The 14059-nt window shown below is 44.3% G+C and carries 8 protein-coding genes; 5 read left to right on the forward strand and 3 right to left on the reverse strand.

Annotation, left to right across the window (positions count from 1 at the left end; genetic code table 11):
* Positions 1–35 precede the first annotated feature (35 nt).
* The 5 genes from QUA56_RS22635 (at position 36) to QUA56_RS22655 (ending at position 8932) form a co-directional block, all read left to right on the forward strand.
* Positions 36–5606 carry an AAA family ATPase gene (locus QUA56_RS22635; RefSeq protein ID WP_333361855.1) on the forward strand — a complete coding sequence of 1857 codons (5571 nt, stop codon included), beginning with the start codon at positions 36–38 and terminating at the stop codon, positions 5604–5606.
* A 299-nt stretch (positions 5607–5905) separates the two neighbouring features.
* Positions 5906–6607 carry a tyrosine-type recombinase/integrase gene (locus QUA56_RS22640; RefSeq protein ID WP_333361858.1) on the forward strand — a complete coding sequence of 234 codons (702 nt, stop codon included), beginning with the start codon at positions 5906–5908 and terminating at the stop codon, positions 6605–6607.
* 275 nt (positions 6608–6882) lie between these two features.
* Entirely contained in the window at positions 6883–7197 is a 315-nt protein-coding gene (locus QUA56_RS22645) for a hypothetical protein (protein WP_333361861.1), read from the forward strand.
* A gap of 620 nt (positions 7198–7817) precedes the next feature.
* Positions 7818–8183 (forward strand): DOPA 4,5-dioxygenase family protein, encoded by a 366-nt coding sequence (locus tag QUA56_RS22650; RefSeq protein ID WP_333361864.1) that lies wholly within the window; start codon positions 7818–7820, stop codon positions 8181–8183.
* Between the two features lie 269 nt (positions 8184–8452).
* Positions 8453–8932: an Hsp20/alpha crystallin family protein gene (locus QUA56_RS22655; RefSeq protein ID WP_333361867.1), complete on the forward strand. Its 480-nt coding sequence runs from the start codon at positions 8453–8455 to the stop codon at positions 8930–8932.
* 853 nt (positions 8933–9785) lie between these two features.
* Here the strand turns inward: QUA56_RS22655 and QUA56_RS22660 are convergent.
* The 3 genes from QUA56_RS22660 to QUA56_RS22670 form a co-directional block, all read right to left on the reverse strand.
* Positions 9786–10442, reverse strand: coding sequence for a hypothetical protein (locus tag QUA56_RS22660; protein ID WP_333361870.1), 657 nt, complete (start codon positions 10440–10442; stop codon positions 9786–9788).
* A gap of 276 nt (positions 10443–10718) precedes the next feature.
* Entirely contained in the window at positions 10719–13097 is a 2379-nt protein-coding gene (gene pbpC, locus QUA56_RS22665; RefSeq protein WP_333361872.1) for a penicillin-binding protein 1C, read from the reverse strand.
* Positions 13098–13229: 132 nt separating this feature from the next.
* On the reverse strand, positions 13230–14012 hold the full coding sequence (locus QUA56_RS22670; RefSeq protein WP_333361875.1) for a phosphoribosyltransferase family protein: 783 nt from the start codon (positions 14010–14012) through the stop codon (positions 13230–13232).
* Positions 14013–14059 lie beyond the last annotated feature (47 nt).

A 14059-nucleotide genomic window follows, 5' to 3' on the forward strand; every position in this document is an offset into this window, starting at 1 on the left:
TGCGGTAGAGTCATAATATTTTACTTCCCAATCAGATGCTAAAACTTCCGGGCTACACAAATTTTCAAAAAATTAATGAAGGCGTGAAAACAGTTGTTTATCGGGGGCTGAAGCTTCAGAACCAACAGCCTGTTCTTGTTAAGCTACTAACCTCTAAGTATCCACATCCTATTGATGTTGCTAATTTAAAGTATCAATATGAAATCGCGAAAGACTTGAACATCCCAGGAGTTGTTAAGTGCTTGGGGCTGGAAAAACACCAGAACAGCTTCGCCTTAATTATGGAAGATTTTGGCGGTCAATCTTTAAATTACATCCTTGCTTCTCTCAAGAACGATAGAATCGGCTTTCTCAGAATAGCAATTCAGTTAGCGGCAACTTTAGGGCAACTCCACAAACAGCAGATCGTTCATAAAGATATTAAGCCGAAAAATATTATTATCAATCCCGCAACTTGGTTGGTTAAAATTATAGATTTTAGCATTTCTTCTCGCCTGGGCACAGAAAACCAAATAATTAACAATCCTAATTGTCTAGAAGGCACGCTAGCCTATATATCCCCAGAGCAAACGGGTCGGATGAATCGGTCGATCGACTATCGTACCGACTTTTACTCCTTGGGTGCAACCTTTTATGAAATGCTGACAGGTTCCCTACCTTTTACAGCCACTGACCCAATGGAATTGATTCACTGCCATTTAGCAAAGCAACCAGTTCCGCCGATTCAGTTAAATCCAGAAATCCCCCAAGCAATTTCTGACATCGCGCTCAAATTATTAGCCAAAACTGCCGAAGAGCGGTATCAAACTGCTGGGGGACTAAAAGCCGATCTAGAAAATTGCCTAGCTCAGCTACAGGAATTCGGCACAATTTCACCGTTCATTGTAGGGTCTAAAGATTTATCCGGTCAACTGCCGATCCCGCAGAAGCTCTACGGCAGGGAAGAAGAGGTAGCTGTATTAATGGAAGCGTTTGAACGAACCAGCCTCGGCACAGCCGAAATGATGCTGGTCAGCGGTTATTCGGGAATTGGCAAATCTTGCTTAGTGAATGAAGTTCACAAACCTGTTGCAGCCAAGCGGGGGTATTTTATTGCTGGTAAATTTGACCAGTTTAAGCGCAATATTCCTTACGCTTCGCTGATTCAAGCTTTCCAGTCACTCTTGCGACAGCTATTAACAGAAGATTCTGAAAAAATAGCTGTTTGGAAAGAGAAGATTTTAACGGCAGTGAGTCAAAATGGTTCTCTAATTATTAATGTTATCCCCGAAGTTGAACTGATTGTCGGTCATCAGCCAGAAGTACCGCAACTGAGTTCCCATGAATCCCAAAACCGCTTCAATCGCGTTTTTGGTCAGTTCTTCAAAGTCTTTTGTCAACCCGAACACCCCCTCGTTCTTTTCCTAGACGACTTGCAGTGGGCTGATTCAGCATCCCTCAAATTAATCCAACTGCTGATGAGCGATCGCGACAGCCAATATCTGTTAACGATCGGAGCTTATCGAGATAACGAAGTCAATCCAGCTCATCCTTTGATTCAGACATTAGAAAAAATTCGAGAAAGTGGGGCTGCCATCAATAATATTACTGTTAAACCTTTACAGCTAAACCATGTCAGGCAGCTAATTGCAGACACGCTCAACGAATCTCCCGAAGCTAGCCGTATAAAATCTTTCTCAGAACTGCTTTTCAATAAAACCCAAGGCAATCCCTTCTTCTTGACTCAACTGCTAAAAGTGCTGGATTCCGAACACCTGCTAACTTACGACACTTTTATCGGTATTTGGCAGTGGGATATCGAACTTATTCAAACCATTGGTATTGCGGATTGCAATATCGTTGAACTGATAGCAAAGAATATTCAAAAGCTACCAGCATCAACGCAAAAAGTCTTAAAATTGGCGGCTTGCATCGGCAGCACTTTTAATTTAAGCGTTTTGGCAATTGCGAATGAAGAGTCAGAATCAGTTACTGCTTCTGGTCTGTGGCCGGCACTTCAGTCTGGTTTAATTTTGCCTCTAAGTGGAAACTACAAAATCCCGCTAGTTTTTCGACAGGAGGAACTACGCGAACTTATTCTCAGCGATTCCAGGGTAGATTATAAGTTTTTGCACGATCGCGTGCAGCAAGCCGCTTATTCTTTGATTCCCGAATCCGATCGAAAATCCACTCACCTGAGCATTGGCAAACTTTTGCTGCAAAATACCAGCCCAGAAGACAGAAAAGAAAATATCTTTGCTCTGGTCAATCAACTTAATTTTAGCACTGACTTAATAGTTGGGCAAGTAGAAAAAGATGAACTAGCTTTCCTAAATCTAATTGCCGGTCAGAAAGCAAAGGCAGCGACAGCTTACGAAGCTGCTGCCAGGTATCTAAATATTGGTTTGGAACTCCTTGCTGTTAATAGCTGGCAAAGTCAGTATGAATTGACTCTCAACCTCCATGTAGAAGCAGTAGAAACAGAATTTTTAAACACCAATTTTAAGCACTCTGAACGACTAGCTGACGCTGTTTTACAAGAGGCAGAAACCCTACTTGACAAGGTGAAAGTATACGAGCTAAAAATTCAATCTTATGTCGCTCAAAACCAGCTCATTAAAGCTATTGATACGGGATGGGAAATATTAGAAATGCTGGGTATTTCTCCGAAGTTGCTAGCAGCCGGGAATGCCTCAGTAAAATTGCCTTCGCTGACAGATTTGGAAAATGCTCCAGAAATGACCGCTCCCGATAAGCTGGCGGCGATGCGCCTGCTGATGACTATCTCAGCTCCCGCCTCTATTGCCAAGCCTGAGATGGTTTTGCCCATCGTATTGACTCAAATTAATCTCTGTCTTGAAAACGGTCATTCAGCGCTAGCAGCTTACGCTTACAGCATTTATGGCTTGCTCCTATGTTCCGCGCTGGGAGAAACCGAGGCAGGATATTATTCCGGTCAGATAGCTTTGAAGCTGTTAGAGCAATTTAATGCTAAAGAACTCACAGCTAAAGTATACACTCTGTTTAACGTTACTATCAGACATTGGAAAGAACACGCTAGGGAAACAATAGATGCTTTGCAATTCGGGGTGCAAAGCGGTCTGGATACTGGAGATGTAGAATATGCTGGCTATTGTGCTTTGAACTCTTGCGCTCATATATTTTTAATTGGCAACTACCTAGAATCTGTAGAGTCGCGCCAAGCTCATTATCTCGATTTACTGCTAAAACTCAAACAAGAATTTGGTATCTATTACGTTAAGATATGGAGGCAGCTAGTTTTGAATCTTTTTCGACCTACTGCTGACAAATGTTGCTTAATTGGTGAGAGCTTTGATGAAGTAGAAATGCTGCCGCTCTTAGAAACAGCAAATAACCAGATATCCCTTTTTGCTGCCTATCTTGCTAAAGCAATTCTATCTTACTTATTTAAAGAGTTTGCTGCTGCCATTGAAAATGCTTCAATCGCTGAAAAATATAAAGCAGCAGCACCCGGACACATGACGGTTGCCGTTCACAACTTCTACTATTCGCTAGCTCTTCTGGCTCAGTATCCCGATGTACGAGATCGGGCTGAATCTGGGAGGGAAAGCGAGCAACAAGAAGCTCTGGCTGTTGTGGAGTTGAATCAAGAAAAAATGAAGGGCTGGGCTTACCATGCTCCGGCTAATTATCAGCATAAATACGAGCTGGTTGAGGCAGAAATAGCACGGGTGAAAGGGCAAAATTGGGAAGCGATGGAGTATTACGATCTCGCCATCGCGGGAGCTAAAAAACAGGGGTACGTTCAGGAGGAAGCTTTAGCTTGCGAACTGGCGGCTGAATTTTATTTAGGGGCTTCAAGAGAGGAGATCGGTCAGACTTACATGGCATCAGCATACTACGCCTACGCTCGGTGGGGAGCGAAGACTAAGGTTGCAGATTTGGAGTCAAGATATCCTCTGCTTCTTTCTCTGATATCTGCTGCTAAGAACGCCAGCTTTGAGACAACTACCTCTACAGAAACTACAACATTTACAAATAATAATACAACAGGTAATTCTTTCCTCGATTTAGCAACAGTAATGAAGGCTTCGCAAGTTTTAGCGAGCGAAGTTGTTTTGAGTAAATTGCTAGAAAAATTGCTAGAAATTATGATGGAGAACGCTGGCGCCCAAAGCGGTTTTTTAATTTTAGCAAAAAATGGCGACTTGTTAATAGAAGCGTCGGGTTCTGTTGAACGAGATCGGATCGTAGTACAGCAGTCGCTTCCAATCGCTTTCAGTCAGGATTTGCCACTGTCTCTAATAAATTATGCAGTCCGAACGAAAAGAGATGTTGTTTTAGATGATGCCGGGAAGGATGAACTATTCAAAAATGATACTTACATTGTCAAAAACAATACTAAGTCTATTTTTTGTACGCCTATTATCAATCAAGGTACTTTAATTGCTGTGCTTTATTTAGAAAATAATCTGGCAGCGGGTGTTTTCACAGCAGAAAGGCAGGAAGTTTTAAAGCTTCTTTCTACTCAAGCTGCGATTTCTTTAGAAAACGCTTTTCTCTATAAAAACTTGTCGGCAGCTAATGAAAAATTGCAGGAGTACAGCCAGACTTTAGAGGCGAAAGTGCAAGATAGGACGCGGGAAGTTACAGAAAAAAACGCGCTCCTACAACAGGAAATTAGCGAGCGAATCTCTACTGAATCAGCTTTGAGGCAGTCAGAAGTGCAGTTAAAAGAACAAGCAGTTCAGCTAGAAACTGCTCTGATAGAATTGCAGCAGACTCAGGCTCAAATGATTCAAACTGAAAAAATGTCAAGTTTGGGACAGCTAGTTGCAGGAATTGCTCATGAAATTAACAATCCGATTAATTTCATTTATGGCAATCTTACTCACGCAACTGAATATATGCAATATTTGCTGCAAATAATCAATGTTTACCAGCGGACATACCCGATTCTTACTCCTGAATTGGCAGCAGTAACAGAGGAAATTGAACTTGATTTCCTCAAACAAGACTTGCTGCAAATTCTGAAGTCGATGAATGTTGGAGCCGAGCGCATCCGCAATATTGTGATAGGTTTGCGGAATTTTTCGCGCCTTGCAGAGAGCGAGATGAAGCGGGTTGACATTCACGAAGGGATTGAGAGCACGCTGCTGATTTTGCAGCACCGCTTGAACTCAGCGTTAAAGCTGGGGGATGGAAATGATAGCAGCGTGCTGGTAGGCATTGCGAGCAGAGAAATCCAAGTTGTTAAAGAATACGGGAACCTGCCTTTAGTCGAGTGTTCTGCTGGAGAACTCAATCAGGTGTTTATGAATATTCTAGGCAATGCGATCGATGCGCTGGTACAGTTGGACGACCGGCAGTGTCCAACGCCTGCGATTCGGATTCGCACAGAGGTAAAAGGCACTAGCGCGATCGTCTCAATTGCAGACAACGGACTTGGAATGAGTGAATCAGTCCGCGTGAGGGTATTCGATCCCTTTTTTACAACTAAGCCTGTAGGTTCGGGGACTGGTCTGGGCTTGTCTGTTTCGCACTCAATTATCGTACAAAAACACGGCGGTTCGCTAACGTGCATTTCAGCACCGAGGCGGGGAGCTGAATTTGTTTTGGAGATTCCGCTATCACATGGTATATAGACCTTATGCTAGTACATAATTTAGTTGAGTTTTGAGTCCAATTTGGATATAGAACAGTAACAGCAGGTTGTCAACCAGTTTTAGAAGTGCATCGACCCATTTAGTATCATTAATCCTAATATTTTTGTTAAGCTAATTACTCCGATCGATGTGACTTTTGTATCTTTACCGCGTTAGCTGCACTTCAGCTAATTTATGACGCTCGCCCTCAGCCGCCTCGTTAAGAAATACCCCAGAACGGTGCAGCAATGCAGCAAGTATGCAAGACTCTCAGGTGTCGGGTCGAGTATACACCAAGCATGAAAATAGAGGGACACGGGCAGGCCAAGATACTCGCGCAAGATGAAATCGAACTCTTATTCAACGACGGTTTGCAGAGCGACCGCGACCGCACTTTGTTTGGAGTTTGCCTCTACACCGCCTGCCGCATTGCCGAAGCCTGTTCCCTGGAGGTCATCGATATTTACACTGCCAGAGGTACAGTCCGACCTACAATCAACTTCCGCAAGGGCAACACCAAGGGGAAACTCCAAACCCGCACGATTCCGGTCATTGAAGATTTGCGAAGTCTCCTGACATCTTGGAAACCCAACGCGGGTCAGACTTATTTATTCCCAGGCCGCCACCCTTGCCACCGCTGGAAGCATTTGCACCCCGACTCAGCGGACAAGATTTTGAGACAAGCGTTCGAGCGGGCCGGCATCGAGGGAGCCTCCACCCACAGTTTTAGGAGAACGGCCCTAACTCAGATGAGCAACGCCGGAATTCCGCTGCGGATCATTCAAGAAATCAGCGGTCACAGCAATCTCGAACAGTTGCAGCGCTACTTAGAGGTGAAGCCGGATCAAGTCAAAGGAGCGATCGCCTCTTTATCGATGCTTTCCTACACCGGAAAACCTGCATTTCCCCGCGTAATTGATGAATTGCCCGCTGTGCCGTTACCGAGAGAGCAACTGTCACAAGACCTATCCGACGCGACTGAAGAAATTCCCGATTGGTGACGAGCAATTTTAGATTTTAGATTTTAGATTTTAGATTTTGGTGGATGCAAGGATTAAAGTCACGCATTCCATTTGGAATGCCTAGAGCTTTCTCCCCCAAGGCAGAAGCCCTCACCCCAAGATTTGTTAAAATCGTCGGTCATGTGGAGCAGGTGCATCTACGAAAACCTGCTTTAAGGAGAATTGAAAGGCGATGTGGCTAAAATACGGCGTTGCTCTCTTGGCGGTGAACTGGCGGGCATTGACGAGGTTGTGCGCGGAAAAACTCAGCTAACTTGCCTTTACTGCGGAGGCTCCCTCACAGCAAAAAAGGATTCGGTGAAAGAACATCACGCAAGCCCACACCGGGGAAACTTGCTGCGCCAGTCTCGCAGCGGATTAAAACCAAAGCATTTCCCTCGCTGCCGCTCTACGATAATTTCAACATTCAGTTAAAGGGTGAGGAATTGGAGCAATTGAAAGTGCTGTGGAAAGAGTACGGGGCCCAAAAGCGATCGATTCCCAAAGACTTGGTAAACGAGCGGTGGGAACTCAAAGGATTGGTGGAGTCGTCGGGCGCGAGCTCTTATCAATTCACAAACCGGGCGTAAAATCCCAGTGGGCGCTCTTCCCAAGCCGCGTCGTTCAACAAAGTCCAAGAACCGCTGCTGCTATTGGAGCTGGCTTCGTTGGAAAGCTCTGTAGAGATTGCTTTATCTGCGGGGTTATCCTGCTTGGAAGAACGGCGGGCTGACTTGCAGATTACCCTTGCACAGCTTCGTCGGATTTTGGCGAACTCGCTCTATTTTCTGGAGGTCAAAGCGGGCGGGAACTGCTTCTATAAAATTGGGGTAACAACTCGATCTCTCGAGGAAAGAATCGCGCCCGGTACAGCGGGATGTGAGGGCGCATTACTCGGATGTGGTTGTCAACTTGCTGGGACTGTGGGAACATCGGGGAAATGTGGAGCTGTACTTCAAACACCGATACAAAGCGTTTAATTACCGGATTGGAAAACTGACGGAGTATTTCGCGTTTCCTTTCGGTCAAGGTTGTGCTGAACGATTTGTACGGGATGGAAGCCAAAGTGTTGAGTGATGTTGAGGTGGATGCAATTAACGGAGCGAGTGCGAACAACACGGATGGCTGAATTCCGCAGTTTGCCACAGGTCAAGTTAGCCGCTCAGTAACAACCGTTTTGTCCTGATGTCGGCTCAATAACCTGCTGAAAATGATGAAAGAAGACACCATCGAAATTGTTGGTTTTCACGCGCATATTTACTTCGACACAGCCAGCCGCGATGCAGCAGCGCGCGTGCGCGAAGGATTGGCTCGGTTTGAGGTGCAGTTAGGGCGCTGGCACGACAAACCCATCGGCCCCCACCCCCAAGCGATGTATCAAGTTGCGTTTTTACCCCCGCAGTTTGGCAATGTCGTTCCCTGGTTGATGCTCCACCGCGAGGGGTTAGATATTCTCGTCCATCCCGAAACAGGCGACGATCTGGCAGACCACACTCTACATTCTTTGTGGCTGGGAGAAAAACTAGAGCTGAATGTCGAAGTTCTGCGACCTAGAACGGCCAGCACCAGCGGGTGAGCTCGCGGCCGTGCAGAGTTCGCACGGCGCGAGCTCATCATGGCGTTGACATAGCATGATGAGGTTTCTAGGAATAGCTTTGTACGGTTTTCTTCAATGCCAATTAATCTGATTGTTTCGCACTCATTCTGGCAAATACGACCAGCTTAGTAGGGTTCTCCTGACTGTTCCTCCCACTTATAAAGCGGCATCATAATAACTGCAAGCAACAATGAGCTTCAACCCAAACTTTCGTTATAAAGCTTTACCAATCTTTGAGGTGACACATTATGTTGATGCGCTCTTGGCAACCCTTCACTGAAATTGAAACGATCCGCCAGCAACTCGATCGAGCTTTTGACCGGCTGGCAACAGCGAGAGATAACTCAGAAGCCGCTTGGATGCCCGCTCTGGAATTGGTTGATGCTGGGGACAACTTCGTATTGAAAGCGCAACTGCCCGGAATTGACCCCAAAGACGTTGACGTTCAAGTCACCCGCGAAGCAATTTCTATCTCTGGCGAACGCCACTGCGAAAACACAGACGAGAAACCTGGGTACGTCCGCTCTGAATTCCGAAGAGGCAAATTCCACCGCGTGCTTCCCTTGCCCGCACCCATTCAAAACGACTCCGTGCAAGCTGAATGCTTTGATGGCATTCTAACGCTAACCCTGCCGAAGGTACAAGAAGCTCGCAATAAAGTCGTCAAGATTAATTTAGCCCAGATTGCTGGAACTACAGCGAATCCCGCTTTGGAACAGGCTAATTAATAACGATGGGGTAAGCGTGTTTAGTGGTGAACTCAGTACGCAGAAAGCTGTGCTTAATTGAGTGAGGCAAATTTTACTTTCATTGAGCCTAATTGGATTTACTTAACAACAACAGAACTGGAAAAGTTGATACCGGAAGCTACCATTGCTTTCGGTATTCTTTATTTGGGAAAGCATTAGAAAAGCTACCTACGGATCGCGAATTAAATAACTTACAATTTTAATTGTTATGGTGGGATGGGCTCTTATAGCCCGTCCAAAAAAGGGCGGGCTATAAGAGCCCAACCCCTACTCCCCACTTTCAAGAGTGTAAGTTATTTAATTCTCATTCCTAGAGATGCCGTGAACTGGTGTTAATTTCAGTTAGTGGAGCCAAATATTTCACGCTTGTCGGCACCCATTTTATTGAGTCTGCGAACCGGAGGAGCATTGGCGATCGCTCCAATGACCGCACTCTGGTTGCAAACTTGAGATGGAATAATGGCGTTTCGATCTCAATAACCCAGTCTCTACCGGGCATTTCTTAACCTTTCTTTACATCATATCCTCGGAAAGCCGTTATCTCGGCTACCGCATCTGAGAGAGGTGGATGCGATGCGTGCGGGTCTGCCTCTAAGTGCTGCTGTGCATTAAGTGCCTAACTCAGTAGTGTAATATAAACTGTATTATGCCAATCCAAAACTCCCGAATATTTTTATATGAATGCTGCTAATTCGGTTCCGAACAATCATCTCCCTAAGCAGAAAAAGAAACCTTCAACGGAGGTAAATTATTCTGTACGAGCGAGATCCTTCGATTGGTACTCAATCGCCTCCGTTCTCTACATCTATGCAGTCTAAAAAAGCACAATTTATTACGGGCTAGTATCGAGAGGTGTTTTAAGTTTCAGCTTAACATTGGTTCCTTTTTGAAGGACAACTTCACCACCAGGACAAGACTTGACATAAGCCGCTGTTGCTGCACCCCCAGCTACAGCACCATGCTTAAAATTCGCTTTATTACCGAGGAAATGACCGGCCGCTGCTCCAGCTAAAATAATGCCAGCATTCTGCACAAACTTGCCTTTGGTTTTTGTTTCTACCTGAGTATTAACTAAAGTAACATCAATTGGATAAGCTGAACCATCTGCGAGTTGAATGTCATCAAAAACTAGATGCAAACTCGCTTTTTTACCCTTAGCTGCTTTGACAACATCTTCCAGATGTCCCTGTATCACGGCATCTTTAAGAGTTTTATTGCCTCCTTTGACTCGCAGAGTAAAACCCTCCTTGTCGCGGTTTTTGCCCGTAGACAAATCTTGTTGGAGAATGGTATCAAAACTGGTTCCCGCAGGGACGGCCGCTGGCTGATTTGTAAGCTTACTGGACGTAGGGCTGAAGAGGTTAGATACAGGATTTGGGCTTTGATTGGCCGGAGCAGAAGTGTTGGCGATCTGCTCGCTTGACGAATGACAAGCAACAGTGTTACTGAGTAATACAGCACCCAGTAGTAAGGGCATTAACTTTTTCATCGTTGGTTTCTTCGCTTCAATAGGCTATCAGAATCAGATTAGGGTAAAATTAGCCAATTGACAAGGGATTAACTGAGCAGAAATGCGATCGCTCCTACAACGGAGCTAGTTTAGCGAACAACTATAGCAATCCTAAATAATTTGCTTGCATTATACGCGAGCTTTCTGGCTCGCACTGCAAGGATTCTGGTCTCGCTCGAGAGAGGCGACTGATGCGAGGATTGCTATATGTATAATTGTCTTCCGAACTACTGAAGTAAAAGTCTCCTTTTAATTCTATTTGCCAGTCGGTAAAAAGGTTGAATTGCCAACAAATGAAAAGCCACTCCGCACTGATTTATTGTTGGCAACCTGCACATTAAACCTCACAGTATCAACCATTCCACCTGATTTAGCTTGCAAATTCCACTCTCCAGGTTTCAGATGCCAGAATAGCGAATTAGACGACTGCGTGGCTAACTTCTTACCATTCAACCACCACTCAATAAGAGTAGTATTTACTCCCGAAATTTTAAACTCCAGCCGTGAATTCTCATTCTGATTCATCAGAAAATAATCATCATTTTGAGGAAAAATTATTTTGAAATTACTGTTACTCAAACTAGAGTTACTCTGCTTTGTTAACCAGCCGTTATACTCTTCAGATAACTTTAAACTCCCTGACTCAGTTTCGTACTTACTAATATCTTCAGGATAGAAATATTCTTGCACAACTGACGGACAATCAGGGTTAGGTCGCCACCCAGAAATAGCACAAATAGGGCGCTGTACTAACCCTTTCAAGGTCGGAAAAGCCGCAGGTTCTTGATGTTCGTGCAAGTGTAGCATAATGTGATTCCAGAGAGGTGCAGCACCCATAACTCCAGAGACTTTTTTCATACGATCGCCATTAAAATTTCCGACCCAAGTAGCAACAGTATAATCAGTAGTAAAACCCACCGTCCAAGTATCCCGAAAATCCGAAGAAGTTCCCGTTTTCACCGCCGTAGGAAAGGGTAAAACTAACACCGAATCAACCCCAAATTCTCGAGCGCGGGCGTGAGTATCGCTCAGCATATTAATAATTAAAGCCGCTGCTTTCCGCTCGATTATAGGTTGAGAATTAGGAAGTTGAAAAGCCAATGCTTTCTGCTCGATAATCGGTTGAGAATTAGGAAGTCGATCGGCATCGAATGTAGTCAAAATTGGTGTAAATTGCCCTTGTCTCGCCAACGTAACATAAGCCCTAGCCAACTCAAACAAACTCACTTCACCGCTACCTAAAACTAACCCCAAGCCATAGTATTCTGGAGGTTGAGTTAAATGCTCAAAACCCAGTTCATGTAACCGATTGAGGAAGCTAGGGACTCCCACCTTTTCTAATACCCTTACTGCTGGAATATTGAGGGAATTTGCTAAGGCAATTCGCACCCTCACTGGACCTAAAAAGGTGCGATCGTTATAATTAGTAGGGCTATAAAGTTTGGCCCCAGGAATGGCATAATAAGTCGGCACATCTGCCAAAATCGTATTGGCTCTAATGGCACGTTTTTCTAAGGCTAATTCATACAAGAAAGGTTTAAGAGTAGAACCAGGCTGACGTAAGGCTTGCACTCCGTCATTCCGACCTATTTCTGTTTGATTAAAATAATCAGGAGAACCGACATAAGCTAAAATTTCTCCAGTAGGATTATTGATGACTAAAGCTGCGGCATTATGGACATTATGGGGAGATAAAGTGTTGACGACTTGCTGCACTTGTGCTTCAACAAACTGCTGTAGAGAACGATCGATAGTAGTGCGAATATGAGACGGATGCTGCTTAGGTAATTGATTGGATAGCCAGAATAAAAAGTGAGGTGCGGCAATAATTCCCTGTTTGACTGGTACGAGTAAAATTTCTTCTGTTAAGGCTCGTTCTGCTTGCGATCGCGTGATATATTTGTCCTTGACCATGCGATCTAGTACGTAAGTTTGCCGTTTTTTTAAAGATTGCCAACGGTAGTAAGGATTGAGATTATTTGGATCGTTAGGAATGGCTGCTAAAAGGCTGGCTTGAGCAAGATTGATCTCGGCGGCCGAAATGCCAAAATAGGTGCGAGAAGCGGCTTCTACACCGTAAATATTGCCGCTCATTGGCAATCTGTTGATGTAAGATTCGAGAATTTCATCTCTATTCATGCCGGCAAAAATACGCCAAGACAGCCAAATTTCTCTTACTTTGTGAGGCAATGTGCGAGGAGCAGGCTCTAGCATCCGTGCTAACTGCATGGTGATGGTGGAAGCACCGCTGACTATGTGTTTGGCTTGTGCGGCTTCGAGGAGCGATCGCGCGATAGCAATCGCATCTGTGGCACCATGTTGATAAAATCGGCTGTCCTCAGCGGCGATAATGGCGCGGACAAAGTGAGAAGAAACTTGATTTAAGGGTACAGCGGCGGTATGTTCTTGGTCGCGAGTGAGAATAGTGCCCAGGGGGAGTCCGTTGCGATCGCTAAATTCGATCGCCGACTGCTCCTGGGCGATGTCAGCAGTACGGATGGGTGCAAGATAAGGAAGCGATCGTACAATTAGGCAAATTAATACTAACACCAAAAATAGACGAAATTTCTGGTTTCTATATTTGGGCCAAACTTTTTGGATAATTTCGATCGGCCACAGCCTCAATATCCTCATCAATTAATCCCTCAGCTAACAAAGGTTTAATACCAAATCCGGGTTTCTTACCCCCTTTATCTCTTAGTCGGCCTTACTGCCGACTTTGTTCGTGTAGACGCGGTTTCAACCGCCGAGTCATAACAGGGATATCTAACCCGGATTTGGTATAAAACATAATTCGAGGTGACTATAATTCGCACATCTTTGTATTTGATCGCGAGCATACTCTGCGTCATTTGTTATTTTTTCTCGCAGGTCTTCAGCTTCTTCACAAACAAGAAAGTGAGACATTTCTGCATCCCTGCAATTTTTTTCGTGTTCCTCAATTTCCCAGTAGTCTATAGCATTGAAACAGCCCATAGCATCCCTATCAATCTTTTCGTAAACTGAATCATCATATGTGACTGTTTTTCCGAGAGCTACACATTTCACTTTACTAGCACCTGCTTTCAGAAGTAACTCTTTGCCTGCGCGTAACGAATTACCACTCGTTGATACATCATCGAGCAAAAGAACATTTTTATTTTGAATCAATTCTAAATTGATTACTTCCATTGATTGAAAATGAATGTATAGTTCGCGATTGCCCCCTGTAGATAATCGATCGATGTTTTTAACTCGTATTAAGCAAAGAGTTGCGTCATTTATTTGTTCTGGGAGAGATTTAGCTAATTTTTGGGCTACTAGATGGATACCCGATACTTGATTACCTGACGAATGTGAAGGAACTACAGCAATGGCAAAGCTCTCATCCATCTTTAAATGCTTTTTTAGCTCCTTAAACCAGAAATCAATACTTGTTTTTTCTTTGTTTTTCAATTCAAGTATTTTTTCACTAAAATAATCAAAATAATCATTCTCTTCGCCTTGCCAATAAAGAGGATGATAGTTCCTTAAATAATAGATATCTTGAGAATCGCTGAAGGTTATCATATCTCATGACCTGCTGATATTTTCCTTGCCCATTATAGCCTAAGCAA

The sequence above is a fragment of the Microcoleus sp. N3A4 genome (genome assembly GCF_036701805.1).
Classification (GTDB): domain Bacteria; phylum Cyanobacteriota; class Cyanobacteriia; order Cyanobacteriales; family Microcoleaceae; genus Microcoleus.

Bases quoted from the DNA above. Each gene is read 5' to 3' on its own strand.
- QUA56_RS22635 (WP_333361855.1), top strand. From the start codon at position 36: ATGCTAAAACTTCCGGGCTACACAAATTTTCAAAAAATTAATGAAGGC.
- QUA56_RS22640 (WP_333361858.1), top strand. From the start codon at position 5,906: ATGAAAATAGAGGGACACGGGCAGGCCAAGATACTCGCGCAAGATGAA.
- QUA56_RS22650 (WP_333361864.1), top strand. From the start codon at position 7,818: ATGATGAAAGAAGACACCATCGAAATTGTTGGTTTTCACGCGCATATT.
- QUA56_RS22655 (WP_333361867.1), top strand. From the start codon at position 8,453: ATGTTGATGCGCTCTTGGCAACCCTTCACTGAAATTGAAACGATCCGC.
- QUA56_RS22660 (WP_333361870.1), bottom strand. From the start codon at position 10,442: ATGAAAAAGTTAATGCCCTTACTACTGGGTGCTGTATTACTCAGTAAC.
- pbpC (WP_333361872.1), bottom strand. From the start codon at position 13,097: ATGAGGATATTGAGGCTGTGGCCGATCGAAATTATCCAAAAAGTTTGG.
- QUA56_RS22670 (WP_333361875.1), bottom strand. From the start codon at position 14,012: ATGATAACCTTCAGCGATTCTCAAGATATCTATTATTTAAGGAACTAT.